At 68.2% G+C, this 25,744-nt stretch carries 29 protein-coding genes; 3 read left to right on the forward strand and 26 right to left on the reverse strand.

Annotated features, from left to right (window positions below):
* Window positions 1-45: 45 nt before the first annotated feature.
* The 22 genes from nagZ to ACODT0_RS27340 all read right to left on the reverse strand — a co-directional run bounded on the left by nagZ (window position 46) and on the right by ACODT0_RS27340 (window position 19,540).
* Entirely contained in the window at window positions 46-1,134 is a 1,089-nt protein-coding gene (gene nagZ / locus ACODT0_RS27235; protein WP_261208685.1) for a beta-N-acetylhexosaminidase, read from the reverse strand.
* Complete coding sequence (gene acpS, locus ACODT0_RS27240) at window positions 1,131-1,538, reverse strand: holo-ACP synthase (protein WP_261208686.1); 408 nt, start codon at window positions 1,536-1,538, stop codon at window positions 1,131-1,133. Before acpS ends, nagZ begins: the two co-directional genes overlap by 4 nt.
* On the reverse strand, window positions 1,535-2,311 hold the full coding sequence (locus tag ACODT0_RS27245) for a pyridoxine 5'-phosphate synthase (RefSeq protein WP_261208687.1): 777 nt from the start codon (window positions 2,309-2,311) through the stop codon (window positions 1,535-1,537). The genes acpS and ACODT0_RS27245 overlap by 4 nt, the downstream gene beginning before the upstream one ends.
* A complete protein-coding gene (gene recO, locus ACODT0_RS27250) occupies window positions 2,308-3,081 on the reverse strand; it encodes a DNA repair protein RecO (RefSeq protein WP_057592283.1) in 774 nt (257 codons plus the stop codon). The genes ACODT0_RS27245 and recO overlap by 4 nt, the downstream gene beginning before the upstream one ends.
* A gap of 1 nt (window position 3,082) precedes the next feature.
* Window positions 3,083-4,057, reverse strand: coding sequence for a GTPase Era (gene era, locus ACODT0_RS27255; protein WP_261208693.1), 975 nt, complete (start codon window positions 4,055-4,057; stop codon window positions 3,083-3,085).
* Between the two features lie 7 nt (window positions 4,058-4,064).
* A complete protein-coding gene (rnc, locus tag ACODT0_RS27260) occupies window positions 4,065-4,751 on the reverse strand; it encodes a ribonuclease III (RefSeq protein ID WP_057592285.1) in 687 nt (228 codons plus the stop codon).
* A 17-nt stretch (window positions 4,752-4,768) separates the two neighbouring features.
* The gene (locus tag ACODT0_RS27265; RefSeq protein WP_057592286.1) at window positions 4,769-5,137 is read right to left on the reverse strand and encodes a DUF4845 domain-containing protein; all 369 of its coding nucleotides are present in this window, start codon (window positions 5,135-5,137) and stop codon (window positions 4,769-4,771) included.
* Window positions 5,138-5,167: 30 nt separating this feature from the next.
* Window positions 5,168-6,133, reverse strand: coding sequence for a signal peptidase I (gene lepB, locus ACODT0_RS27270; RefSeq protein ID WP_057592287.1), 966 nt, complete (start codon window positions 6,131-6,133; stop codon window positions 5,168-5,170).
* A 5-nt stretch (window positions 6,134-6,138) separates the two neighbouring features.
* Window positions 6,139-7,950: a translation elongation factor 4 gene (gene lepA, locus ACODT0_RS27275; protein ID WP_057592288.1), complete on the reverse strand. Its 1,812-nt coding sequence runs from the start codon at window positions 7,948-7,950 to the stop codon at window positions 6,139-6,141.
* A 523-nt stretch (window positions 7,951-8,473) separates the two neighbouring features.
* Complete coding sequence (locus ACODT0_RS27280) at window positions 8,474-9,949, reverse strand: DegQ family serine endoprotease (RefSeq protein WP_489042770.1); 1,476 nt, start codon at window positions 9,947-9,949, stop codon at window positions 8,474-8,476.
* Window positions 9,950-10,037: 88 nt separating this feature from the next.
* Window positions 10,038-11,114 (reverse strand): MucB/RseB C-terminal domain-containing protein, encoded by a 1,077-nt coding sequence (locus tag ACODT0_RS27285; RefSeq protein ID WP_057592290.1) that lies wholly within the window; start codon window positions 11,112-11,114, stop codon window positions 10,038-10,040.
* Between the two features lie 28 nt (window positions 11,115-11,142).
* Window positions 11,143-11,799: a sigma-E factor negative regulatory protein gene (locus tag ACODT0_RS27290; protein ID WP_422097810.1), complete on the reverse strand. Its 657-nt coding sequence runs from the start codon at window positions 11,797-11,799 to the stop codon at window positions 11,143-11,145.
* A 19-nt stretch (window positions 11,800-11,818) separates the two neighbouring features.
* Window positions 11,819-12,490 carry an RNA polymerase sigma factor RpoE gene (gene rpoE / locus ACODT0_RS27295; protein ID WP_057592292.1) on the reverse strand — a complete coding sequence of 224 codons (672 nt, stop codon included), beginning with the start codon at window positions 12,488-12,490 and terminating at the stop codon, window positions 11,819-11,821.
* Window positions 12,491-12,503: 13 nt separating this feature from the next.
* Window positions 12,504-13,001, reverse strand: a complete 498-nt coding sequence (locus ACODT0_RS27300) for a hypothetical protein (RefSeq protein WP_057592293.1) — start codon at window positions 12,999-13,001, stop codon at window positions 12,504-12,506.
* Window positions 13,002-13,014: 13 nt separating this feature from the next.
* Window positions 13,015-14,259, reverse strand: a complete 1,245-nt coding sequence (gene fabF, locus ACODT0_RS27305; RefSeq protein ID WP_057592294.1) for a beta-ketoacyl-ACP synthase II — start codon at window positions 14,257-14,259, stop codon at window positions 13,015-13,017.
* Window positions 14,260-14,358: 99 nt separating this feature from the next.
* Entirely contained in the window at window positions 14,359-14,598 is a 240-nt protein-coding gene (gene acpP / locus ACODT0_RS27310) for an acyl carrier protein (RefSeq protein WP_007830471.1), read from the reverse strand.
* Between the two features lie 101 nt (window positions 14,599-14,699).
* The gene (fabG, locus tag ACODT0_RS27315; protein WP_057592295.1) at window positions 14,700-15,443 is read right to left on the reverse strand and encodes a 3-oxoacyl-ACP reductase FabG; all 744 of its coding nucleotides are present in this window, start codon (window positions 15,441-15,443) and stop codon (window positions 14,700-14,702) included.
* A gap of 32 nt (window positions 15,444-15,475) precedes the next feature.
* Window positions 15,476-16,429: an ACP S-malonyltransferase gene (fabD, locus tag ACODT0_RS27320; RefSeq protein ID WP_057592296.1), complete on the reverse strand. Its 954-nt coding sequence runs from the start codon at window positions 16,427-16,429 to the stop codon at window positions 15,476-15,478.
* A gap of 62 nt (window positions 16,430-16,491) precedes the next feature.
* A complete protein-coding gene (locus ACODT0_RS27325) occupies window positions 16,492-17,469 on the reverse strand; it encodes a beta-ketoacyl-ACP synthase III (RefSeq protein WP_057592297.1) in 978 nt (325 codons plus the stop codon).
* 12 nt (window positions 17,470-17,481) lie between these two features.
* On the reverse strand, window positions 17,482-18,570 hold the full coding sequence (plsX, locus tag ACODT0_RS27330) for a phosphate acyltransferase PlsX (RefSeq protein WP_082321870.1): 1,089 nt from the start codon (window positions 18,568-18,570) through the stop codon (window positions 17,482-17,484).
* 61 nt (window positions 18,571-18,631) lie between these two features.
* The gene (rpmF, locus tag ACODT0_RS27335) at window positions 18,632-18,814 is read right to left on the reverse strand and encodes a 50S ribosomal protein L32 (protein WP_057592299.1); all 183 of its coding nucleotides are present in this window, start codon (window positions 18,812-18,814) and stop codon (window positions 18,632-18,634) included.
* A gap of 168 nt (window positions 18,815-18,982) precedes the next feature.
* Window positions 18,983-19,540, reverse strand: coding sequence for a YceD family protein (locus ACODT0_RS27340; protein ID WP_296730621.1), 558 nt, complete (start codon window positions 19,538-19,540; stop codon window positions 18,983-18,985).
* A gap of 81 nt (window positions 19,541-19,621) precedes the next feature.
* On the opposite strand from ACODT0_RS27340, the gene ACODT0_RS27345 reads away from it, so the two are divergent.
* From ACODT0_RS27345 to ACODT0_RS27355, 3 genes are read left to right on the forward strand one after another with little or no spacing between them, the layout of a single operon-like run.
* Window positions 19,622-20,203: a Maf family protein gene (locus ACODT0_RS27345; RefSeq protein ID WP_489042771.1), complete on the forward strand. Its 582-nt coding sequence runs from the start codon at window positions 19,622-19,624 to the stop codon at window positions 20,201-20,203.
* Window positions 20,200-20,964 carry an SAM-dependent methyltransferase gene (locus tag ACODT0_RS27350; protein ID WP_261208728.1) on the forward strand — a complete coding sequence of 255 codons (765 nt, stop codon included), beginning with the start codon at window positions 20,200-20,202 and terminating at the stop codon, window positions 20,962-20,964. Before ACODT0_RS27345 ends, ACODT0_RS27350 begins: the two co-directional genes overlap by 4 nt.
* 2 nt (window positions 20,965-20,966) lie before the next feature.
* Window positions 20,967-22,121, forward strand: coding sequence for an MFS transporter (locus ACODT0_RS27355; RefSeq protein ID WP_057592303.1), 1,155 nt, complete (start codon window positions 20,967-20,969; stop codon window positions 22,119-22,121).
* 13 nt (window positions 22,122-22,134) lie between these two features.
* Here the strand turns inward: ACODT0_RS27355 and ACODT0_RS27360 are convergent, their stop codons facing one another.
* From ACODT0_RS27360 to ACODT0_RS27375, 4 genes are read right to left on the reverse strand one after another with little or no spacing between them, the layout of a single operon-like run.
* Window positions 22,135-23,178: a S49 family peptidase gene (locus tag ACODT0_RS27360; protein WP_057592304.1), complete on the reverse strand. Its 1,044-nt coding sequence runs from the start codon at window positions 23,176-23,178 to the stop codon at window positions 22,135-22,137.
* 42 nt (window positions 23,179-23,220) lie between these two features.
* Window positions 23,221-23,589 carry a Rieske (2Fe-2S) protein gene (locus tag ACODT0_RS27365; protein ID WP_057592305.1) on the reverse strand — a complete coding sequence of 123 codons (369 nt, stop codon included), beginning with the start codon at window positions 23,587-23,589 and terminating at the stop codon, window positions 23,221-23,223.
* A 17-nt stretch (window positions 23,590-23,606) separates the two neighbouring features.
* Window positions 23,607-24,287, reverse strand: a complete 681-nt coding sequence (locus tag ACODT0_RS27370; protein WP_057592306.1) for an HAD family hydrolase — start codon at window positions 24,285-24,287, stop codon at window positions 23,607-23,609.
* Entirely contained in the window at window positions 24,284-25,345 is a 1,062-nt protein-coding gene (locus ACODT0_RS27375; protein WP_489042772.1) for an RluA family pseudouridine synthase, read from the reverse strand. The genes ACODT0_RS27370 and ACODT0_RS27375 overlap by 4 nt, the downstream gene beginning before the upstream one ends.
* Window positions 25,346-25,744: the final 399 nt, after the last annotated feature.

The raw sequence follows: 25,744 nt of genomic DNA on the forward strand, positions 1-25,744 counted from the left end.
GGTCACTCCAGGCAGCGGACCGCCGCGGGCGACGATGGCGTCGCGCTAGATGTCGAGCAAGCGGCGCGCATCGAGGTAGCCGCGCGAACGCGTGAGCGCTTGCCAGTCGACCGGCTCGCCTTGCGGCAGCAGGCCACGGCGCCGTGCCTCGCTGCCGCGCGCCTCGGCACCGGGCTGCCAGCGGCCGGCGCGTTCGGCGGCTTCGAAGCCGTCGAGGAACTCGTCGAGCAGCCGGCCTTCGCCGATGCTCTGGTTGCACAGCAGCGCGAGATCGCAGCCGGCGCCCAGCGCGGCCAGCGCCGCGTCGGCGAAGCTCAGCAGTTCGCCGTCGATGTAGCGGCCGGCCTCCATGCTGAGGTCGTCGCTGAAGATGGCGCCGTCGAAGCCGAAGCGGCCGCGCAGGATCTCGCGCAGCCAGCGCGGCGAGAAGCCCGCGGGCCGGCTGTCGACCTTCGGATAGATCACGTGCGCCGGCATGACCGCCGCCAGCGCACCGCCGAGCCAGTCGTAGGGCCGCGCGTCGTCGGCCAGGATGGCCTTGAGGCTGCGCCGGTCGACCGGGATCTCCACATGCGAATCGGCATTGACCCAGCCGTGTCCGGGAAAGTGCTTGCCGCAGTTGCGCATGCCCGCGAGCAGCATGCCGTGCATCAGGCTCTTGGCCAGCAGCGCGACCACGCGCGGATCGCGGTGGAAGCTGCGCGTGCCGATCACGGTGCTGCGGCCATGGTCGAGGTCGAGCACCGGCGCGAAGCTGAAGTCGACGCCGCAGGCGCGCAGTTCGCCGGCCAGCACCTGGCCCGCCGCGGTCGCGACCTGGGTGGCGCGCATCGCGTCGCGCATCCAGAGTTCGCCCAGCGACTGCATCGTCGGCAGGTGGGTGAAGCCGTCGCTGCGAAAGCGCTGCACCCGCCCGCCCTCGTGGTCGACGCAGATCAGCAGGTCGGGCCGGATCGCCTTGATCTCGGCGTTGAGCGCCGTCATCTGCGCGCGGCTTTCCCAGTTGCGCGCGAAATGGATCACGCCGCCCACGCGCGGATGCGCCAGGCGGCGGCGGTCGTCGTCGGTCAGCGCCGTGCCGGCCACGTCGACGACCAGCGGCGAGAGAAGCACGTCTTCGGTCTTCGCACTCATGGCGCGGGCCCATCCTTGCGTTCGACCACCACGAAGCTCGCGGCGTATTCGGTTTCGTCGGTGACGGTGACGTGGGCCGTGAGGTTCTGCGCCTCGAACCAGGTCTTGAGCTCGCCGTGCAGCACGATCACCGGCTTGCCGCTGCGCAGGTTGGCGATCTCGCACAGCCGCCAGCTCATCGGCATGCGCATGCCCATGCCGATGGCCTTGCTGAAGGCCTCCTTGGCCGAGAAGCGGGTGGCGAGGTAGCTGAGGCCGCGCTTGGGCCAGCGCTCGCTGCGGGCCTTCCAGACCGCGAATTCGGTGTCGCTGAGCACCCGGCGCGCGAAGCGCTCGCCCTGGCGCTCGAAGGTCGCGGCGATGCGCCGGACGTCGCAGATGTCGGTGCCGATGCCGTAGATCATGCGGCGGCGTGGGCCTCGGCGATGCAGCGCAGGTAGTCGCGCGTGGCGGCCTCGTAGCCCAGCTCGAGCGCGTCGGCCACGAAGGCATGGCCGATCGAGACCTCCTGCACGCCGGGCACCGCCTTCAGGAAGGGCGTGAGGTTGTCGCGGCTCAGGTCGTGGCCGGCGTTCAGGCCCAGGCCGGCGGCGAGCGCGGCGCGCGCCGTGGCCGCGTAGCGCTCGAGCACGGCCTGCTCGTCGGGCGTGCCGCGCGAGGCCGCGAAGGATTCGGTGTAGAGCTCGACGCGGTCGGCGCCGACGGCCTGGGCCGCGGCCATCATCTCGGGAATCGGGTCCATGAACAGGCTGACGCGCACGCCCAGCGCCCTGGCTTCCGCGATCAGCGGGCGCAGGCGCTCGGCGTCGTCGGGGAAGGTCCAGCCATGGTCGCTGGTGGACTGGGTCTCGCTGTCGGGCACGAAGGTGGCCTGGTGGGGGCGCAGCTCGCGCACGAAGTCCATCAGGTTCTGGAACGGGTTGCCCTCGATGTTGAACTCGATGCCGGGCCAATCTTTCGCCAGCAGCGCCGAGAGGTCGTGCACGTCGTGGGCGCGGATGTGGCGCGCGTCAGGGCGCGGATGCACGGTGATGCCCTGGGCGCCGGCCCGCAGGCACAGGGTGGCGGCCCTCGTCACGCTCGGGATGCCCAGGTGCCGCGTGTTGCGCACCAGCGCGACCTTGTTGAGATTGACCGACAGCGCGGTGGTGCCGGCCGAGACGGAGGAAGTGCTCATAGTGCTTGGATATCTCTCATCAACTGCCGCGTACGCAGCATGGACACGCCGCAATGGTAGTTGAGCAGCACGCGCAGCTGGTTGCGCAGCGCGCTGTTGCTGCCGTTGCTCAGGGTCGCGACCAGCCGCAGCGTGGCCGTGAACGGCGCGCGGTCGTCGAGCGCGGCCTGCAGCCGCTGCCAGTCGGCACCGGCCAGCGCGGCCTCGTCGTCGGCCGCGGCGCGCAGGCCGGCTTCGGCGACCAGGGCATAGCGGGTGCCGGCTTCGAGCGCCTCGAGCGTCAGGGTCTGCACGTCGAGCTGCGGCAGCAGGCCGACCCCACGCAGCAGCAGCAGCTCGAAGGCGCGCAGCGCGGCCGCCTGGGTGGCTGCCTGGGCACCACCGTGGTCGCCGGCCAGCACCTGCACCACGCCGCCGTAGGCATCGAACAGGGCCTCGTGCGCGTCGTCGCGCGCCAAGAGGCGCAGCAGCAGCTCGTTGAGGTAGTAGCCCGACAGCAGCGCATCGCCGGTGGGCATGACGTGGCCGCCCATCCATTCGGCGCCCTTCAGGGTGCGGATCTCGGCATCGCCGCCATAGTTGATCTCCAGCGGCTGCAGCGGCAGCAGCACCGGGCGGAAGTTGGAGCTCGGCCGCTTCGCCCCCTTGGCCACGAGCGCGATGCGCCCGTGGTGGCGGGTGAAGACCTCGAGGATCAGGCTCGACTCGCTCCAGTCGTAGCGATGGAGCACATAGGCCGGTTCGTGCGAAACGCGGTGGGCGGCGGCCACTTCATTCGTAGCCGAACGAGCGCACGCGGGCCTCGTCGTCGGCCCAGCCCGAACGCACCTTGACCCAGAGTTCGAGGAACACCTTGGCGTCGGCCAGCTTCTCGAGCTCGACGCGGGTCTCCATGCCGATGCGCTTGATGCGCTCGCCCTTGTCGCCGATCACCATCGCCTTGTGGCTGTCGCGCTCCACCACGATGGTGGCGGCGATGCGCAGCAGGCGCTTGTGGCCCTTCTTCTGCGGCGCTTCCTCGTCGAACTTGTCGATCACGACGGTCGAGGTGTAGGGCAGCTCGTCGCCGGTGAGGCGGAACAGCTTCTCGCGCACCAGCTCGCTGGCGAGGAACTTCTCGCTGCGGTCGGTGAGCTCGTCCTCGTCGTAGAACCAGGGCTGCTCGGGCAGGTACTTCTCGCAGATGCCGAACAGGCGTTCGACGTCCTTCGCGTTCTTGGCCGACATCGGCACGAACTCGGCGAACTCGTGCTTGGCCTGCATCTGCTGCAGCCAGGGCGCGACGTCCGCGCGGCGCCCCACGCTGTCGAGCTTGTTGGCCAGCAGGATCGTCGGGATGCCCTTGCCGAGCAGCTTGAGCACGCGCTCGTCGGCCGGCGTGAAGCTGCCGGCCTCGACCACGAACAGGATCAGGTCGACGTCGCCGACCGCGCCCTGCACGGTCTTGTTGAGCGACTTGTTCAGTGCGTTGCCATGCAGGGTCTGGAAGCCCGGCGTGTCGACGAACACGAACTGCGTGGCACCGATCGTGCGCATGCCGGTGATGCGATGGCGCGTGGTCTGTGCCTTGCGCGAGGTGATGCTGATCTTCTGGCCGACCAGCGCGTTGAGCAGCGTGGACTTGCCCACGTTGGGCTTGCCGACGATGGCCACCAGGCCGCAGTGCTGCGGGCCCGTGGCTTCCGCCGGTTTGGATTCGCCCGCCGGGTCCTGGGGCTGTGCTGCTGATTTGATAGCGTCGTTCATTTCGTTTTCACGCGCCGCCGCGTGCCTTGAGGCGGATCAACATGGCGGCGGCTGCCGCCTGCTCGCCGGCGCGGCGCGAACCGCCGATGCCGCGTTCGCGAAGGCCCAGCTCGGGCACTTCGCACTCGACGTCGAAGGTCTGCTTGTGCGCTGCCCCCAGTGTCCCCGCGACGCGGTAGACGGGCAGCTTCATTTTGTGACCCTGCAGCCATTCCTGCAATTCGGTCTTCGGGTCCTTGCCCACCGCCTCCATGCGCGGATTGATCTCGACCGCCTCGTAGAGCCGGTGCACCAGCGCCTGCGCGGCCGCGAAGCCGGCATCGAGGTAGACCGCGCCGATCAGCGCCTCGAGCGCATCGGCCAGGATCGACGGCCGGTTCGGGCCGCCCGAGCGGGCTTCGCCCTCGCCCAGCCGCAGCAGCGGCGAGAGCGCGAGGCCCACGGCCAGCCGGTGCAGGGTGTCCTGCTTCACGAGGTTGGCGCGCACGCGCGACAGGTCGCCTTCGGGCAGGGCCGCGAGACGCGTGTAGAGCAGGTGCGAGACCGCCAGGTTCAGCACCGAGTCGCCGAGGAACTCGAGGCGCTCGTTGTGGTCGGCGGAGAAGCTGCGGTGCGTGAGCGCGAGCTGCAGCAGCCGCGGGTCGGCGAACGTGTACTTCAGGCGCGACTGGAGCGCCGTGAGGCCGCCGTCCACCTTGCTTCCCTGGGCGTTCAGTTGGTCTCGCCCTTGTACTTGAGCACGAGGTAGGCGGGGCCGAACAGCGGGATCTCGCGCTCGTAGGAGAAGGCCACCACGACCTTGTCGTTGACCTTCTTGATGTCGAGGTCCTTGCCCGTGACCGACGTGAAGTCGTCGATGGCCTGGGCGCGGTCGAAGATGGCGCGGATCTCGGGCACGGTGCTGCCTTCCTTGGCCTTGTTGGCGGCCTTGTAGATCGCCTGGTACTCGATCAGCGTCGGGATGACCTGGGCGACGACGACGCCCACGCAGGCCAGCACGACGGCCACGAACACGAGACCGATGAACGAGATGCCGCGCTGGCGCGCCGCACTGTTCCGGATCGACCGAACAGCTCTCATACCCTCATACCCCTCGAACGATTTGCTGACTTATTGGAATGGACCGATGCGTCCCAGGTCGCCGAAGTTCATCCAGACGAAGAAGGCCCGGCCCACGATGTTCTTGTCCGGCACGAAGCCCCAGAAACGGGAGTCGGCCGAATTATCGCGGTTGTCGCCCATCATGAAATAGTTGCCGGCCGGCACCTTGCAGGTGACGCCCTCGACCGAGTAACGGCAGTTCTCGCGGAAGGGGAAGTCGCTGGCGCCGGGCACGAAGGCGGGGCCGGCGTCGTCGTTGAGGATCTTGTGCTGCTTGCCCGCGAGGTTCTCGTCGAACTGCTTGAGCAGGCGCATCGACTCGCCATCGAGGTAGTCGGGCGCGGCCTCCTTCGAGACCGGCTGGCCGTTGATCGTGAGCTTCTTGTTCAGGTAGGCCACCTCGTCGCCGGGAATGCCGACCACGCGCTTGATGTAGTCCTGGCTCGGCTTGGGCGGGTAGCGGAACACCACCACGTCGCCGCGCGCCAGCGGCGTGCCGTCGGTGATCTTGGTGTTGATCACCGGCAGCCGCAGACCGTAGGTGAACTTGTTGACCAGGATCAGGTCGCCGGTGAGCAGCGTGGGCATCATCGAGCCCGAGGGAATCTTGAACGGCTCGTAGAGGAAGGAGCGCAGCAGGAACACGACCAGGATCACGGGAAACAGCCCGGCGGTCCAGTCGAGCCACCAGGGCTGCATCAGCAGCCGCTCGCTGGCCTTGGCATCGGCGGTGTCGACCTGCTTGATGCCCTGGCCGGCCAGCCGTGCATTGCGCTCGGCCAGCGAGCTCTCGAGCTCGGCGGCCGCGCGCTCGCGCCGCGGCAGGAAGTAGAAGCGCTCCGCCAGCCAATAGAGGCCGGTGACCACCGTGGCCAGGAACAACAGCAAGGCGAAGTTGCCCTCGATCGCTCCGAAGTACCAGGCGCCGATGTAGCCGGCGAATGCCGCGAGGATGAGGGAGGTGATGAATGCCATGTTGATCAGTCTTCGACTTGCAGGATCGCGAGGAAGGCCTCTTGCGGGACCTCGACCGAGCCGATCTGCTTCATTCTTTTCTTGCCCGCCTTCTGCTTCTCGAGCAGCTTCTTCTTGCGGGTGATGTCGCCGCCGTAGCACTTGGCCAGCACGTTCTTGCGCAGCGCCTTGATTGTCTCACGCGCAATGATGTTGACCCCGATGGCGGCCTGGATGGCCACGTCGAACATCTGGCGCGAGATGATCTCGCGCATCTTCGACACCACCGCGCGGCCGCGGTACTGCGACTGGGTGCGGTGCACGATGATCGAGAGCGCGTCGACCTTCTCGCCGTTGAGAAGGATGTCGACCTTGACCACGTCGGAGGCACGGTACTCCTTGAACTCGTAGTCCATGGAGGCATAGCCGCGGCTGACCGACTTCAGCTTGTCGAAGAAGTCGAGCACGATCTCGCCGAGCGGCATCTCGTAGGTCAGCATGACCTGGCGGCCGTGGTAGGCCATGTTCATCTGCACGCCGCGCTTCTGGTTGGCCAGCGTCATGACGGCGCCGACGTATTCCTGCGGCATGTACAGGTGCACGGTCACGATCGGCTCGCGGATCTCGCTCATCCGGCCGACCTCGGGCATCTTGGACGGGTTCTCGACCATGATGACCTCGCCGTCGCTGCGCACCACCTGGTAGACCACGCTCGGCGCGGTCGTGATCAGGTCCTGGTCGAACTCGCGCTCCAGGCGCTCCTGCACGATCTCCATGTGCAGCAGGCCGAGGAAGCCGCAGCGGAAGCCGAAGCCCAGCGCCTGGCTCACCTCGGGCTCGTAGCGCAGCGAGGAGTCGTTGAGCTTGAGCTTCTCGAGCGCATCGCGCAGCGAGTCGTACTCGCTGGCCTCGGTCGGATAGAGACCGGCGAACACCTGCGGCTGGATCTCCTTGAAGCCCGGCAGCGCCTCGGTCGCGGTGGCGGCCGCGCCGCCCGTGCCCGGCTTGATCAGCGTGACGGTGTCGCCGACCTTCGCGGCCTGCAGTTCCTTGATGCCCGCGATGATGTAGCCCACCTCGCCCGCCTCGAGCGAGGCGCGCGGCTCGTTGGCCGGCGTGAAGACGCCGACGTTGTCGGCGTTGTAGCTGGCGCCCGAGGCCATCATCTTGATGCGGTCGCCCTTCGCGAGCCGGCCGTCGACCACGCGCACCAGCATCACGACGCCGACGTACGGATCGAACCAGCTGTCGACGATCATCGCGCGCAGCGCGGCGTCGGGATTGCCGCGCGGCGCCGGCATCTTGTGCACGATCGCCTCGAGGATGTCGTCGATGCCCATGCCGGTCTTCGCCGAGCATGGAATCGCATCGGTCGCGTCGATGCCGATCACGTCCTCGATCTCGGTGCGCGCGTTGTCGGGATCGGCGTTCGGCAGATCCATCTTGTTGAGCACGGGCACCACTTCGACGCCGAGGTCGAGCGCGGTGTAGCAGTTGGCCACCGTCTGCGCTTCGACGCCTTGCGATGCATCGACGACGAGCAGCGCGCCTTCGCATGCCGACAGCGAGCGGCTCACTTCATACGAGAAGTCGACGTGGCCCGGCGTGTCGATCAGATTGAGGTTGTAGACCTGTCCATCGCGTGCCTTGTAGTGCAGTGCGGCGGTCTGCGCCTTGATGGTTATCCCACGCTCTTTCTCGATGTCCATCGAGTCGAGCACCTGCGCTTCCATCTCGCGTTCCGCGAGGCCGCCGCAGCGTTGGATCAAACGGTCAGCGAGCGTCGACTTGCCATGGTCGATGTGCGCAATGATCGAAAAATTTCTGATGTGATTCATCAACGGGAACGCTTAAGTACTTGAATTGGCTCGTGCACAGAGGGCAGCAGGCAAGAAAAAAGGGCGCGTCTCCCGGAGACGCGCCCTGAACCAACAAGCAATGGCAACTGCAGTAGTTGGAACTTCATTGTAGGCAAAAAGGGAAGCGCGTACATCCGGGAACAGGGTCCAAACGGGTCGTTGCGGGTCAACAACAAGCAACTTATAAACAACTTATCAACAGGCTTGGTGGAGCACTCTCTGAACAACTTGTGGGCGATCTGTGGAGCGTCGGTGGACTGTCACCTGACATCTCGCATGGTGGAGGAGACTGTCCCGCTTATGCGCCGACTGGCCGCCGAGAGGCCGCTATTCTACCGAAAACGGTCCTTAGCCCTTCTTTAAGTTAGTAAATACTGACAAATCGACGGCTTTGGATCGATGCAGATTTTTTTAAAGCGGCGCGCCGAAGCGTCGCAAACAGCTCAAAAAAATGGCCCCAAACCCGACTGACGGGTGGGGCCACTTGACGGCACCGCCGGGATCAGCGTGCGGGCCGGATGAGCGCGTACTGCGCCCATTCGCCGCGACGGAACAGCACGCTGACCGGCTTGCTCTTGTCGGCCTTGGCCACCGCGGCCTCGAATTCCTTGACGCTGCCCACCTCGGAGTTGGCAATCGACAGGATCACGTCGCCCTCGCGCAGGCCGGCCTTCGCGGCGGCCTCGGTGGCGGCGTCGATGCGCACGCCGCGGACCTTGAGCTCCTTCTTCTGCGCCTCGGTCAGGTCGCTGACCGCGAGGCCGAGCGACTTGCCCGCCGCGGAGGGCTTCGCCTGCGGCTCTTCGCGATCGGCCGGCTTCTTGGCGGGCTTGGCCTCGGCATCGCCCTCGGCCACGGTGATGGAAAGCTCGCGCGAGGCGCCGTTGCGGAACACGGTCAGCGTGCTCCTGACGCCCGGCTTGGTGCTGGCCACCGAGCGCGACAGGTCGCTCGGCGTCTCGATGACCTTGTCGCCGTACTTGGTGATGATGTCGCCCTCGCGCACGCCGGCCTTCTCGGCCGCCGAACCCGGCACCACGGCGCTCACGAGCGCGCCGCGCGCCTTGCCCAGGCCGATGGACTCGGCCACGTCCTTCGAGACCGAGCCGATGGACACGCCGATCAGGCCGCGCGACACGCGCCCGGTGGTGCGCAGCTGGTCGCTGACGCGGATCGCCTCGTCGATCGGGATCGAGAACGAGATGCCCATGTAGCCGCCCGAGCGCGAGTAGATCTGGCTGTTGATGCCGATCACTTCGCCGCGCAGGTTGATCAGCGGGCCGCCCGAGTTGCCCGGGTTGATCGCGACGTCGGTCTGGATCAGCGGCACCAGCTCGCCGGTGTCGCGCTGCTTGGCGCTCACGATGCCCGCGGTCACGGTGTTCTCGAGGCCGAACGGCGAGCCGATCGCCATCACCCATTCACCCACGCGCAGCTTCGAGATGTCGCCGATCTTCACCACCGGCAGGCCCGTGGCCTCGATCTTCACGACCGCGACGTCGCTGCGCTTGTCCGCGCCGACGAGCTTGGCCTTGAACTCGCGCTTGTCGGTCAGCGTGACGATGATCTCGGACGCGTCCTCGATCACGTGCGCGTTGGTCATGACATAGCCGTCGGCCGTGAGGATGAAGCCCGAGCCCACGCCGCGCGGACGCTCTTCTTCCTGCGGCTGCTGCTGCGGACGGTTCTGGCGCGGCCCCGGGCGCGGATTGCCCGGCAGGGGCTGGCCGAAGAAGCGACGGAAGAAGTCCTGCATCTCCTCGTCCATCTCGCCGCTGCCGCGCGTCGACACCTTCTCGACGGTGCGGATGCCGACGACCGCGGGACCGACCTGCTCCACGAGGTCGGCGAAATCGGGCAGTCCGCGCGTCTGCGCGCTGGCCGGCGCCGCCGGCAGGAACCCCACGGCGACGGAACACGCCAGGCCGAATGCGAAGAGGCAGGAACGGAGCTTGTGTCCCTCGACTTTGAACATCATGGGTTTTCTTTCAAAAGATCAAAGAGCGGTTGCAACAACAAAGACTATGAGTCGAACCATGGACTTGGTTCCATGCAATTCGCGCCCGTCAGCGCGTGCGTGCAAGGCTCTGGGCAAATGCGTCGAGGGTCGATTGCGGTACCTCGCCGACGGCGGTCAGCCACCAGTCGTTGGCCGGCTCGGGCAGGCGCCTGCGGATCGCATTCGTCGCGCCAATGGTCAGCACGCCGTCGCGCGGCGCGCGCTTGGCGTCGTAGCGCTCGATGAACAGCGACACCGAAGCAAGGCCGTCGGAGAAGATCCATTGCACGGTGCGGTCCTGCGTCGCGGCATTCTTGTCGCCGTCGGCCGCGGGCCGCCGGAAGAAGCTGCGCGGCTTGAAGCCTGCCACCGGCGCGCTCAGGGTCCAGCCCTCGTCCTGCGCGCTGGTGCGCTCGAGCTCGAGCTTCTCGATGCGGTAGCCCGCGGTGTTGGCCATCATCTGGGCCAGCGCCTGGGCCTTCACGGGCACGTCGAGCTGCAGCTCGGAGAACGCCGACTGCTCGACCACGCGCGACTGGTCGTCGAGCGTCTGCAGCTTGACGACGAGGCCGGTGCGGCGCTCGCTCCAGATGCGATAGCCGAAGCGCAGGCCGTCGTGCGGATTCAGCTGCACCACGTCGGCATCGAAGCCCGCCACGCGGTCCTTGCCGATGGGCCGCACGTCGTAGAACTCGCCGATCGACGAGTCCTGCTTGTCGGGCAGGTTGGGAAAGAGATCCAGGTTCTCGCGCTTCTCGACCTTCACCACCTTCGCCTCGGGCAGGAAGGTCATCACGCTCTGGTTGCGGCGGAAGGTCGAGCGCTGCGGGCCGCTCAGCGCCTCGATGCGCTCGATCTGCTGCTCGCCGTCGCGCACATGCCAGATGCGCGCACTCGACAGGTCGCCGCCGGGCGCGGACACCACGAAGGTGCCGACGTAGTTGCGCTGGCGCGCGCCGGCGTGCATGCGCTGCAGCCACTCGGTCACGCTCATGCCGGGCGGCTCGCCCGCCGCCTGGGCCGATGCCGCGCCCCGGGTGTTCGCCGCGCTGGAACGGGTCTGCGCGGAGGCGATCTGCGCGAGGCAAAAGGCGGCAAGCACGAGCACGAACGCGCGTGCGGAGATCGGCATCTGAACGGTCATTGGCAGGGAAGGAGGCGGTGTCGCGCGCTCAGCGCGTGGGTCCTTCGAAGGTGGCGTTGCGCAGGAAACCGGAAGGCATCTGCGAGGCCCCACCGGCCTGCTGGTGCGCCTCGAGCAACTGGTCCAGGCGCGGATCGCGCAGCATCACCTGCGGCTTGCCGTTGCCCACGATCACGCGCGTGGGCGTGAGCGTCGAGGCCTGCTGCACGCCGCTGGGTGCAGCCGATGCGAGCACCGGGCCCGACACGGGTTGTTGCTGCGCGAGCTGGGCGCCGGCCGGGCCGTTGACGACACCGCTGCCGACCCAGCTCCAGCTGATGGCGGCCACGGCCACCAGCGAGGCGGCGCCGGCCACGAGTTTCCAGCGAAAGACCGGCTCGTTGGCCGCGTCGGCGCGGCGCTGGAGCGGCACCACCTGGGCTTCGGGAACGGCCGCCACGGGCCGGATCACCACCGGCTCGGCCGCCAGCCGCTGCTGGAAGCGCGCGAGGAAGGCATTGCCGTCGCTGCACGCCGTGGTGGAACCCGATCGCAGCACGTCGCCCACCACATGGTAGGCCTGCCACGCCGCGCGGTATTCCTCGTCGCCGCAGACCCTGTCGATGGCCTGCGCGAACTCGTCGCCCTGCAAATGACCATCCGCGAGCGCCGACACCTGTTCTCGAACCGTCATCGTCTGATTCATTTCGTTCACCTGATTTTGCTTACCAACGCTTGCCCGACTGGTTGTCGAGCAGCGGTTTGACCCTGGCCGAAATGGCCTCGCGCGCACGGAAGATCCGGGAACGCACGGTGCCGATGGGGCAATCCATGACCTCGGCAATCTCTTCGTAACTCATGCCCTCGATCTCGCGCAGCGTGACTGCCTGGCGCAACTCCGCGGGGAGCGCTTCCATGGCGGACTCGACCGCGGCCGCGATTTCGTTGGCCGCCATGACGGATTCGGGGGTTTCGTCGGTGGTTGGTTCGTTTCCCGGACGGTAAGTTTCATCGTCGTCCTCGGAAGACGGCCGCAGGGCGCTTTCCGAGATGGTCGGGTCGCGCTTCATGTCGACCAGCGCCTTCTTCGCCGTGTTCACCGCGATCCGGTAGAGCCAGGTGTAGAACTGCGCCTCGCCGCGGAATTGGTGCAGTGCACGATAGGCGCGGATGAAGGTTTCCTGCGCGATGTCCTCGACCAGGTCGACGTCGCGCACCATGCGCCCGATCAGGCGCTCGATGCGGCGCTGGTACTTCATGACCAGCAGTTCGAAGGCCTTCTGGTCGCCCGCCACCGTGCGCTGCACGAGCTGGAAGTCGACCTCGCCCGGACGCGGCGCCGCCGCGGCGTCGGTCAGGCCGGAATCCGGCGGCACGGGCGGCGGGGACGTGGTCATCGAGAGGGGGATTTCAAGGTGCGTCGGCGGGTGCGGTCGCGCGCCAGACATCGCCGCCGGTGTCGGCAGCGGGGGGGCGCGAATATACCGCACGGCGCAGATCGCGCCAGCGCTCGGGCATCGCCTCCCGCTCGACCCAGAGCCAGCGCTGCGGCCGGCCCGGCTCGCTCAGGCGCAACAGCAGCAGCGATTGCAGGTCGAGCGCGACGAAAGCGCGCGCCGCCAGGACCGAGCGCGCCGGGTCCGCGGCGTCGGAGGCCGCGGGCGCCAGCGACCAGACGCGGCCGTCGAAATGAAGAAAACCGGCTCCGTCGCGGCGCAGGCCGATGCCTGCGGCCGCGCCCGCGAACAGCACGCTGAGCAACAACAGCGCGTGGCGCCAGCCGACGCTATCGAAAAAGTAGCAGGATGCCCCGGCGCAAAGCGCGCCCAGGGCCCAGACCACGGTCAGGAGGCGGGCAGCGCCACGCGAGCGCCCCACCGGATAGGTCACCGACGGTGCGCCGTGCATGGGAGGTGAAGACTCAAGCGCGCTTGAACACCAGCGTGCCGTTGGTGCCGCCGAAGCCGAAGTTGTTCTTGACCGCGACATCGATCTTCAGATCGCGCGCCTCGTTGGCGCAGTAGTCGAGATCGCACTCCGGATCCTGGTTGAAGATGTTGATCGTCGGCGGGCTCTTCTGGTGATGCAGGGCCAGCACCGTGAACACCGATTCGATGCCGCCCGCGCCGCCCAGCAGGTGGCCGGTCATGGACTTGGTCGAATTCACGACCAGCTTCTTCGCATGGTCGCCGAAGGCGTTCTTGATCGCGTTCGTCTCGTTGAGGTCGCCGAGCTGCGTCGAGGTGCCGTGCGCATTGAGGTACTGCACCTGATCGGGGTTGACGCCCGCATTGGCGAGCGCCATGACCATCGAGCGGCGCGGGCCGTCGACGTCGGGCGCCGTCATGTGGTACGCATCGCCCGTCAGGCCGAAGCCCGCGACTTCGGCGTAGATCTTGGCGCCGCGCGCCTTGGCATGCTCGTATTCCTCGAGCACGACCACGCCGGCACCCTCGCCGAGCACGAAGCCGTCGCGGTCCTTGTCCCACGGGCGCGAGGCCGTGGCGGGATCGTCGTTGCGCGTGCTGAGCGCGCGCGGCGCGGTGAAGCCACCGATGCCGAGCGGAGAGATGGTCGACTCGGCGCCGCCCGCGATCATCACGTCGGCGTCGCCGTACTCGATCATGCGCGCCGAGGTGCCGATGGCATGCAGGCCGGTGGTGCAGGCGGTGACCACGGCGATGTTCGGGCCCTTGAAGCCGTACTTGATCGACACGTGGCCCGAGATCATGTTGATGATCGACGCCGGCACGAAGAATGGCGACACGCGGCGCGGGCCCCGGTTCACCAGCTCGCCGTGCGTGGCCTCGATCATCGGCAGACCGCCGATGCCCGAACCGATGTTGCAGCCGATGCGGACCGCTTCCTCGTACGGCAGTTCCTCGCCGGTCTTGAGCCCGCTGTCCTGCACCGCCTGGATCGCGGCGGCCATCCCGAGGTGGATGAAGCGGTCCATGTGGCGCGCTTCCTTCTCGGAGATGTATTGGGCAATGTCGAAACCCTTCACCTCGCCCGCGAACTTGCAGGCGAAGGCGCTCGCATCGAACGCGGTGATGTTCGCGATGCCCGAATTTCCCGCCAACAGGTTGGCCCAGGAATCGGCCACCGTGTTTCCGACGGGAGCGATGCAACCGAGTCCGGTCACGACGACGCGGCGTTTGGTCATGCCGGCAAACCTTTCTGGAAGCGCTGGACGACGTGCGTTCGGCGCATGCGGATCTGGGAAAAGACCGCCGGCCGCCGCAGTGTCGTCAGTTGGGGCCGATCAGGCCTTTTGATTCTTGGTGGCGTAGTCGACGGCGTTTTGCACCGTGGTGATCTTCTCGGCGTCTTCGTCGGGGATCTCGATGCCGAATTCGTCTTCGAGTGCCATCACGAGTTCGACCGTGTCGAGCGAGTCAGCGCCGAGGTCGGCCACGAAAGCCTTTTCGTTCGTCACTTGGGACTCTTCCACGCCGAGCTGCTCGGCGATGATTTTCTTGACACGTGCTTCGATATCGCTCATTTGATTCCCTCTGAGGGTTGTAGGTAACCGGTGGATTTTAGCCGGGCGGATTGCGAGCTTCCCCGCAGGCCCGGCACGACGAAAAGCTTGGCGCCTTGCGGCTACATGTGCATGCCGCCGTTGACGTGCAGTTCCTGCCCCGTCACGTAGGCGGCCTGGGGAGATGCGAGGTACGCCACCGCATGCGCGATGTCGGCGGGCTTGCCCAGATGGCCCAGCGGGATTTGCTGCAGCAGCGCCTGCTGCTGTGCTTCGGGCAGGCTGGCCGTCATGTCGGTCTCGATGAAACCGGGGGCGACGCAGTTGACCGTGATGTTGCGGCTGCCGAGCTCGCGCGCCAGCGCGCGCGTCATGCCGGCCACGCCGGCCTTGGCGGCCGCGTAGTTGGCCTGGCCGGCATTGCCGGAGGCGCCGACCACGCTGGTGATGCTGATGATGCGGCCGTAGCGCTGCTTCATCATCGGGCGGATCACGGCGCGCGACAGGCCGAAGACGGCCTTCAGGTTGGTGTCGAGCACCGCATCCCAGTCGTCGTCCTTCATGCGCATCGCGAGCGTGTCGCGCGTGATGCCGGCGTTGTTGACCAGCACGTGGATCGCGCCGTAGGCCTTCACGATCTCGTCGATCAGCGCCTCGACGGCCGCGCCGTCGTTCACGTTCAGCGCGCGGCCGCGGCCGTCGTAGGCGCTGAGCATGGCGGTGATCTTGGACGCGCCCTCTTCCGTGGTGCCGGTGCCGACCACCTTGAGGCCGCGCTGCGCGAGCTCCAGGGCGATGGCCGCGCCGATGCCGCGCGATGCGCCGGTGACCAGGGCGACTTGCCCTTCGAATTTGGGAATGCTCATAAAAAGAAGAAGGTCTTGGGGCCTGGCACCGGTCAGCCGGCGAGCGATTGTCGAACGTCGGCGAGCGTGGCCGGGTCGTACACCGACGCGGCTTCGAGCTCGGGGGCGATGCGCTTGGCCATGCCGGCCAGCACCTTGCCCGGACCGCACTCGATGATGGCGGCTACACCGCGCAGTTTCAAGGCCTGCACGCTTTCGACCCAGCGAACCGGGCCGGCGGCCTGGCGCACCAGCGCGTCGCGGATACGGTCGGCGTCGGTCTCGACCGCCACGTCGATGTTGTTGAGCACCGGAATCTGCGGCGCGGCCAGCGTCACCGAGGCCAGCTTCTCGCGCAGCGCCTCGGCCGCGGGCTTCATCAGGCTCGAATGGAACGGGGCCGACACCGGCAGCGGCAGCGCACGCTTGGCGCCGTTGGCCTTGAGCGTCTCGCAGGCCTTCTCGACCGCCGCCTTGCTGCCAGCGATCACGGTCTGCATCGGGTCGTTGAAATTCACGGCCTCCACCACTTCGGCGCTGCCGGCGCCGAACGAGGCGGTGACTTCCTGGCAGTTGGCGATGACCTTGGCGGCTTCCATCCCGAGGATGGCAGCCATGGCGCCGGTGCCGACCGGCACGGCCTGCTGCATCGCCTGGGCGCGGAAGCGCACCAGCGGCGCTGCCTGCGCAAGCGTCAGCACGCCCGATGCCACCAGCGCCGAATATTCGCCGAGCGAATGGCCGGCCACCACCGACGGCGTGGCGCCGCCTTCGGCCAGCCAGGCGCGCCAGGCGGCGACACCGGCCACCAGCATCACGGGCTGGGTGTTGGTCGTGAGCGCCAGCGCCTCCTTCGGGCCGGTCTTGATCAGCGCGGCGATGTCTTCGCCGAGCGCTTCGGAGGCTTCGCGCAGCGTTTCGGCCACGGCCGGGTGATCGCCCCAGGCATCGAGCATGCCGACCGCCTGCGAACCCTGACCCGGAAAGACAAAAGCAAAGGATTTCATTGTTGTATGCGTCACGTCGCGCGGCCCGCCAAGGCAGGACCGGCTGTCTCGCCCACTAATAACTACAGATTCAGCAGCACCGCGCCCCAGGTGAAACCGCCACCCACGCCTTCGAGCATGAGGGTTTCGCCCTTCTTCACCTTGCCGGAACGCACCGCTTCGTCGAGCGCCAGCGGAATCGAGGCCGCGGACGTGTTGCCGTGCTCGTTGACCGTGACGACCAGCCGCTCGCGCGGCAGCTTCAGCTTCTTGGCCGTGCCTTCCATGATGCGGATGTTGGCCTGGTGCGGGATCAGCCAGTCGATGTCGGCCTCGGTCTTGCCGGCCTTGGCCAGGGTAGCGCGCGCGGCTTCCTCGAGCACGCGCACCGCGAGCTTGAAGACCGCCTGGCCGTCCATGTGCAGCAGCGGCGTGCCGAGCACGTTGCCGCCCGACACGTGGCCGGGCACGCAAAGAATGCCGACGTGCTTGCCGTCGGCATGCAGGTCGGTCGCCAGGATGCCGGGCTCGTCGCTGGCTTCCAGCACCACCGCGCCGGCGCCGTCGCCGAACAGCACGCAGGTGGTGCGGTCGTTGAAATCGAGGATGCGCGAGAACACCTCGGCGCCGATCACCAGCGCGCAGCGCGCGCTGCCGGTGCGGATCATCGCGTCGGCCACGGTCAGCGCATAGACGAAACCGCTGCACACGGCCTGCACGTCGAAAGCCGGGCAGCCGGCGATGCCGAGCTTGTTCTGGAGGATGGCCGCCGACGAGGGGAACACCATGTCGGGGGTCGAGGTGGCGACGATGATCAGGTCGACATCGGTTGCCTTGCGCCCGGCTGCCTCGAGGGCATGGCGGGCGGCATGCAGGCCGAGGTCGCTGCTGCCCACGTCGGGCGCCGCGAAATGGCGCGCATGGATGCCGGTGCGCTCGACGATCCACTGGTCGGAGGTCTCGATGCCGCGCGCCGCCAGTTCCTTGGCGAGATCGTCGTTGGTCACCCGGCGCGGCGGCAGGTAGCTGCCGGTGCCGGTGATGCGTGAATATGGGCTCATCAAAACGTGAAGCTAGACCGCGTCGGCCGTCGCCGCCGATTCCTGCCGCGCGAGCAAAGGCGCGGCGTGGGCGATGCGGGCCCGAACGCGGTCGAGCAGGTTGTTGCGAGCGGCATCATAAGCGCGATCCAGCGCATGGCCGAAAGCCGTCTCGTCGGCCGAACCATGGCTCTTGAAAACCAGCCCACGCAGGCCCAACAGCGCCGCGCCGTTGTAACGACGGTGATCCAACCTGCTTTTGAACGCTTTTAGAACCGGATAAGCAACGATAGCAGCAATCTTCGTGAAAATGCTCCGCGAGAATTCGACGCGGATGAACTCGCCGATCATCGAAGCCACGCCCTCGCTGGCCTTCAACGCCACGTTGCCGACAAAGCCATCGCAGACCACGATGTCCGTCGTGCCCTTGAAGATGTCGTTGCCTTCCACGTTGCCGTAGAAGTTCAAATCCTTGGAGTTGGCTGCCGTACGCAGCAATTGGCTGGCCTTCTTGATCGTTTCGCTGCCCTTGATCGCTTCCTCGCCCACATTGAGCAGGCCGACCGAAGGCGACTCGTTGCCCGTCAGCGCCGACACCAGCGCCGAGCCGAGCACGGCGAACTGAAGCAGATCCTCGGCATCGCAATCCACGTTGGCGCCAAGGTCAAGCACCGTGGTGGCGCCACCCTTCGCGTTGGGCAACTGCGGCGCGATCGCGGGCCGGTCGATGCCATCGAGCGTTTTGAGCAGGTAGCGCGCGATCGCCATCAGCGCGCCGGTGTTGCCGGCGGAAATCGCGGCCTGGGCCGCGCCATCCTTCACCTGCTGGATCGCGACCCGCATCGACGAGTCTTTCTTCTTGCGCAGCGCGATCTCGATCGGATCGTCCATGCCGACCACCTCGCTGGCCGGAACGACCCGGGCGCGGGGATGCGCGGCAAAGCCGGCCAGCGCGGCGGGGGCGCCGACCAGCAACAACGAGGCCTCGGGATGGCGCTCGAGAAAGGCACGGCAGGCCGCGAGCGTGACGCGCGGGCCATGGTCGCCCCCCATGCAATCGACGGCGAGCGTGATTGCCGAAGGCGCAGCAGTGGAAGCCGGGGAAGAGGAAGGCGTAGCCATCAAAACAAAGGCCCGATGCTACAAAAAAAGTAGCTTCGGGCCTTGGCCTTGGAGTGCGAAATCAGGCTTCGGACTTGTTCTTGAGCACCTGACGGCCACGGTAGAAACCGTTGGGGCTGATGTGGTGACGCAGGTGCGTTTCGCCGGTGGTCGGCTCGACGGCGATGCCGGGCACGCCCAGGGCATTGTGGGAACGGTGCATGCCGCGCTTGGAAGGCGACTTCTTGTTTTGCTGGACGGCCATGATGGCTCCTGGACGGTAAGGTGGGTGAGAGGATGCGGGCTCAGGCTGAAGCAGTGAGGCGGCATGAAGGACATGCCCAGGTTCCGAGGTTCTTGACCGAAACCCGCACTGCTGCGTACGGCGGCGCGCGCGAAGCCCATGATTATAGCCCAGACTGCCCGGATCGGGCTAGTCGCCCTGCCCGGGCTTGCGCGAACGCAACGCCCCGAGCACGGCGAAGGGGTTTTCGCGCTCCTTGTCGGGCGACTCGAAATCGGGGTCGACGGCCGAGAGCCGGACCGGCGCGGGGCACACCTCGTGCACCGGCATGACGGGAATCTCCATCAGCAGCTCGTCCTCGATCAGCGCATGCAGGTCGAAATCGCGGCTCGCGACCAGCAGGTCTTCCTCCGAGTCCTCGTCCTGGGCCGCCGCGGTCTCCTCGTCGGCCACGAAGCGGAACCAGCGGTCGACCTGCACCGGCGTGTCGACCGGCGACAGGCAGCGCTGGCAGACCAGCGGCACCGTGGCCTCGGCCGTCAGATGCAGCCAGGGCTCCTCGCGACCGTCCGCGCCGACGCGCTGCTCGCCGTCGGCCTCCCAGTGCACCACGGCATCGGGGGCTTCGGCCGCCATCTCGTCGACCAGCCGGGTGTAGTTGCGCACCGGATCGTCGGCGGACAGGGTGGCCGCCGCGGCGGCAAAGCCGGCGACATCGAGCCGGCCGGGGGCAAATTCTCTCTTCATCCGCCCCAGTCTAGCGCGCCGACGCCGGCTTGCCCGTCGGGCCGACCCGAAGGGTTGCGGCGCCTCCTTCACAATCGCCGCATGCAACGCACCGTGATCCTCGCCTCCACCTCGCGCTACCGCCGCGAGCTGCTCACCCGCCTGCGCCTGCCCTTCGAGGTGCATGCGCCCGAAGTCGACGAAACGCCGCGGGCCGGCGAGGCCCCGCAGGCCCTGGCCCAGCGGCTCGCGCTCGAGAAGGCCAACGCCGTGGCCGCCCGCTCCCCCGACGCCGTGGTGATCGGCTCCGACCAGGTGGCCGACCTGGCCGGCGAGTCGCTCGGCAAGCCCGGCGACCATGCGCGCGCCACCGCCCAACTGCGGCGCATGCGCGGCCAGACGCTGGTCTTCCAGACCGCAGTGGCGGTGGTCTGTCAGGCCACCGGCTTCGTCCAGCGCGACCTGGCACCCGTGCGCGTGGTGTTCCGCGAGCTCAGCGACGCCGCGATCGAGCAGTACCTGCTGGCCGAGCAGCCCTACGACTGCGCGGGCAGCGCCAAGAGCGAAGGCCTGGGCATCGCGTTGCTCGAGGCCATCGACAGCGACGATCCCAGCGCGCTGGTGGGCCTGCCGCTGATCCGCACCGCCCGCATGCTGCGCGCCGCCGGGATCGACCTGCTGTGAGCCGCGGCAAGCTCTACCTCGTGCCGGCGCCGCTCGATTTCGGCTGCGACACCCAGGCCCCGCTGCAGGACGCGCTGCCGCTCGGCACGCTGCAGACCGCCGCCGGCATCACGCACTGGATCTGCGAGAACGCCAAGTCCGCGCGCGCCTACCTCAAGCGCATCGACGCCGTGGCCCCGCTGGCGGCGCCGCTGCAGGCGCAGGTGATCCAGGAACTGCCGCGCGAGGTGCACAAGAAAGGCGACCACGCCGGCCAGTTCGACGCCCGCCCGCTGCTGGCCGCGGCGCTCGAGGGCCACGACATCGGCCTGCTCAGCGAAGCCGGCATGCCGGCCGTGGCCGATCCGGGCTCGTCGGTGGCCCGCGCGGCGCACGATCTGGGCATTTCGGTGGTGCCGCTGATCGGCCCGGTCTCGCTGCTGCTGGCGCTGGCCGCCAGCGGCCTCAACGGCCAGAACTTCGCCTTCGTCGGTTACCTGCCGCAGGACGCCGACGAGCGCCAGCGCCGCATCCGCGAGCTCGAGGCGCTGGCCCTCAAGACCGGGCAGACCCAGTTGTTCATCGAGACGCCCTATCGCAACGCCGCGCTGCTGCAGGCCCTGGTGCAGACGCTGCAGCACAACACGCGGCTGGCGGTGGCGCGCGGGCTCACGCTGGCCGAGGCGAACCTGCGTAGCGAAACCATCAAGGGCTGGCGCGCCAACAAGCCGCCGGCCGGCGTCGACGAACGCCTGCCCGCCGTGTTCGCGATCGGGCGCTGACGATGGCCGTGACCGCCGCCACGCGCTGGGCCTCGCGCGCGCAATTCTTCGCCTCGGGCTTCATCTTCGCGACCTGGGGCGTGCACGTGCCCACGGTCAAGGGGCACTACGGCATCGACGAGGCCCAGCTCGGCCTCGCGATGCTCGCGGCCGGCGCCGGCGCGATGTACGGCCTGACCAGCGCCGGCCGCTGGATCGGCCGCCACGGGCCGCGCCGCATGGCCGCGCTGTGCGGCTGCGTCTACGCGCTGCTGCTCTGCGGCCTGGTCGCGATGCCAGGCTACGCCGCCCTGCTGGGCCTGCTCGCGGTGTTCGGCCTGGTCACCAGCGTGTTCGACGTGGCGATCAACACCGAGGCCGCGCAACTCGAGCTGCGCGACGGCAAGCCGCTGATGAGCGGCATGCACGGCATGTTCAGCCTCGGCGGCATGGCCGGCGCGGCCAGTGGCAGCGCGGCGCTCGCGGCCGGGCTGGCCCCGCAGAACCATCTGCTGCTGGTGTCTGCCGCGATGGTGGCGCTGGTCGCGCTCTCGGCCACGCGCATGCTGCCGAAGCCGCCCGCGACGCCCGGAGCGGCCGAGGCCGATCACGGCTTCCGCCTGCCGCGCGGCGCACTCGCGGTGCTGGGCGTGCTCGCGGCACTGGGGTTGATCGCCGAAGGCGCGATCTACGACTGGAGCGTGCTCTACCTGCAGCAGGAGTTGGGCAGCCCGCAGAAGCAGGCCGCCCTCGCCTATGCGAGCTTCTCGGCCGCCATGGCGGCGGCGCGTTTCGGTGGCGACGCGCTGCGCGCGCGTTTCGCGCCCGCGGTGCTGCTGCGCGGCAGCGGTCTGCTGGCGGCGGCGGCGATGACGCTCGCGCTGCTCACCGACTGGCCCTGGCTCGCGCTGGTGGGTTTCGCGGGCGTGGGCATCGGCTTCGCGAACGTGGTGCCGATCCTGTTCGCGGCCTCGGCCAAGGTGCCGGGCGTGGAGCCGGCGCGCGGCATCGCGGCGGTCTCGGCGATCGCCTACCTGGGCTTCATGGCGGGCCCGGCGGTCATCGGGCTGATCGCGCGCGCCACCTCGCTGACGGCGGCGCTCTACGTGGTGGTGGTGTTCGCGATCGCGCTGGCGGCCTCGGCGCGCTACGCCGCGGCCGACCAGCCGGCCCGCTGAGGCCGCGCAGGCTTCAGCGCAGCGCCGGCACCGACTTCAGCGAACGGATCGTGGCGTCGCCCATGGCGGCGCCGAACTTCTTGGCCAGCTTCTCGGCCACGTTGTCGCGGCGGGTGTAGTCGATGACCTCCTCGGCCTTGATCACCTCGCGCGCCACGTAGTCGACGTTGCCGAGCTGGTCGGCCAGGCCGTAGCTCACGGCCTGTTCGCCACTCCAGAACAGGCCGCTGAACAGGCCCGGGGTGTCGAGCTTGAGGCGGTCGCCGCGGCCGGCCTTCACCACGCCGATGAACTGCTCGTGGATCTGGTCGAGCATCTTCTGCGCGTGCTCGCGCTGGGCGTCGTTCAGCGGGCTGAAGGGGTCGAGGAAGCCCTTGTTCTCGCCCGAGGTCAGCAGGCGGCGCTCGACGCCGACCTTCTCCATCGCGCCGGTGAAGCCGAAGCCGTCCATCAGCACGCCGATGCTGCCCACGATGCTGGCCTTGTCGACGTAGATCTTGTCGGCGCCGGCGGCGATGTAGTAGGCCGCCGAGGCACAGGTTTCCTCGACCACGGCGTAGACCGGCTTCTTGTACTTGGCCTTCAGGCGCTTGATCTCGTCGTTGATGATGCCGGCCTGCACCGGGCTGCCGCCCGGGGAGTTGATCAGCAGCACCACGCCCTTGGCACCGTCGTCCTCGAAGGCGGACTTCATGGCCGCCACGACGAACTCGGCGCTGGCATCGCCGCCGTTGGCGATCTCGCCCTTGATCTCGACCACCGCGGTGTGGGCCGTGGTCTTGGCGGTGCTCGGCGTGCCGCGCGACAGCGCGAACCAGGCCAGGAAGATGAAGAAGGCCAGCCAGGCCAGCCGCGTGAAGGTCTTCCAGCGCCGCGTGGCCTTCTGCTCGTTGAGGGCCGCGAAGGCCAGCTTCTCGAGCGTGGCGCGTTCCCAGCCGGCGCGCTGAGTGGGATCTTTGGACATGGTGCGTTGGGGGTCGGTCGAGGACGAAAGCGAGGGCGGGCTCGGCTCGAAAGGCTCGAAACCCTGGGGATCGGTGCGGTTCTGGTCGTTCATGGGAGCGGCGGGCGAACAGGCAGTCGCGAAGCGCGGCGCATGCTAGAAATTGAAGGGTTGGAGGTTCCAGGCAGTATGCCAGTGCACCACGCCGTCGCGTTCGCTCAGCGCGATCTTCACCAGGCCGCCGCGGCACGGGCCGCCCGCGCATTCGCCGGTGTCGGGCCGGTACACGGCGCCGTGGGTGGCGCACAGCAGCCACTGGCCTGTGTCGTCGAAGAAGCGGTCGGGCTGGAAATCCATCTCCATCGCCACATGGCTGCAGCGGTTGAGGTAGGCATGCGGCTGGCCCTCGAAGCGCACCGCGAAGGCGCGGCAGGTTTCGCCGCCGTAGACCACGTCGAAGGACACGGCCCGGCCGCCCTCGGCCAGGTCGGCCGAACTGCACAGTGGAATGCTGTCGTCGCTCATGACCCCATTGTCCCGATTCAGGCGTTGCGCAGCAGCCAGTCCCGCAGGTCGGCGATCGAATGCGCGATGTGCAGCGGCTTGAACTCGGCGAAGCTGTCGGGCTCGTGCGCGCCGTAGCTCACGCCCACGCCGGCGCAGCCCGCGTTCACCGCCAGCTGCAGGTCGTGGGTGGTGTCGCCGATCATCAGCGTGCGCTCGGCGGGCACCTCCAGTTCCTCCATCAGCTCGAGCAGCATGCGCGGATGCGGCTTGCCGAAGGTCTCGTCGGCGGTGCGCGAGGCGTCGAAGCGGTCGCGCAGCGCCACCGTCTTCAGTGCCTCGTTGAGGCCGCGGCGCGACTTGCCCGTGGCCACGGCCAGCTTGTGGCCGCGCGCGCGCAGCGCATCGAGCATCGGCAGCACGCCGTCGAACAGCACGATGTCGTCCTGGTGCTGCAGGTAGTGATAGCGGTAGCGGGCGCCGAGCTCGGGGTACTTCTCCTTGGGCACGTCGGGCGCGGCGCGCGCCAGCGCCTCGGCCAGCCCGAGGCCGATGACCCAGGCGGCGTCGTCCTCGCTGGGCTTGGCGCCACCGACGTCGACCACGGCGGCCTGGATGCAGCGCACGATCAGGCGCGTGGAGTCGTAGAGGGTGCCGTCCCAATCGAAGGCGATCAGGTCGAAGCGCGGGGGACGGTCGTTGGCGAGAGGTTCGGTCATGGGGTCGTGGGCGTGGGGTGGAGCGCCATCGCGTCGAGCGCGGCGGGCGGCATCAGCGAGCGCAGCTCGGGCGGCAACTCGGCCTGCAGTGCGACGCGTTCGCCGGTGGCGGGATGGTTGAACTGCAGCCGCCAGGCGTGGAGGAACATGCGCTTGAGGCCCAGCTTCTGCAGCGCGCGCCGGCGCTCGGATTCGCCGTACTTGTCGTCGCCGGCGATCGGATGGCCGGCCGACGCCAGGTGGACGCGGATCTGGTGCGTGCGGCCGGTCTTGATGGTGACGGCGAGCAATGACATCGGCGTGGCATCGCCGGGCAGCGACAGCGTGGCCAGCGCTCGCACCAGCGTCACGGCGCGCATCGCGTCGGGATGGTCCTTGGCCACCACGCGCACGCGGCGCTCGCCGGCGCCGGTGCCGCCATCGGGCAGCAGGTACTTGGCGAGCGGCGCGTCGAGCACCTTCCTGTTGGCGGGCCAGGCACCCTCGACCAGCGCCAGGTAGGTCTTGCCGGTCTCGCGCTCGCGGAACTGCTCCTGCAGCGCCACCAGCGCGCTGCGCTTCTTGGCGACCAGCAGGATGCCCGAGGTCTCGCGGTCGAGCCGGTGCACCAGCTCGAGGAACTTCGCGCCCGGGCGCGCGGTGCGCAGCTGCTCGATCACGCCGAAGCTCACGCCGCTGCCGCCATGCACCGCCACGCCGGCGGGCTTGTCGACGGCCAGCACGGCCTCGTCCTCGAGCAGCAGCGGGAATTCGCGCGCCGGCGCCGCACTCGCGACCTCCTCGGCGCGCTCGGCCACGCGGATCGGCGGCAGCCGCACCACGTCGCCGGCCTCGACGCGGGTCTCGGCCTGCACCCGCCCCTTGTTGATGCGCACTTCGCCCGACCGGATGATCCGGTAGACGTGGGTCTTCGGCACGCCTTTCAGATGGCGGAAGAGGAAGTTGTCGAGGCGCTGCCCGGCCGACTCGGCATCGATCGTGAGCAAGCGGATGGCCGCCGGCTGTCCGGCAAACTCCTTAGCCGCGGGGGCTTGCTTCGCACCTATAATGTTTTTCACCAGCGCGGTCGTGTAAGTGCTTGATTAGACAGAAGTTTAGAGCACTGCTGTCAAACACCCCGGCGGCGCTGCGAGGTCGATGCCGCTTTGGCGACGAGCCTGCAAACCCCGCGCAACTGCGCAAAGTGGCAGGCCAGACGCCCAAGTCAAGCCGACACCCACGAAACACCGATACGGAATACCAGCCTGCAGCCTTCAGCTGCCGGCGGATCGAAGCGAGTCCCTTTGTGCTGATGCTGCTGATTCAAATGTGCCTGCGCTGGCTGACCTGGTCCCGACCAGCGGCCTCGGGCATCGAATCGCCAGAACCGCGCGCCACCCTTGCGCAACGAGTTGTCGAACAGACAGCTTCTCAGCACCACGAAGGGCTCGCCCCCATCCACGCGCCCCCACTCCGGC

The sequence above is a fragment of the Variovorax sp. FG153 genome, assembly GCF_057809595.1.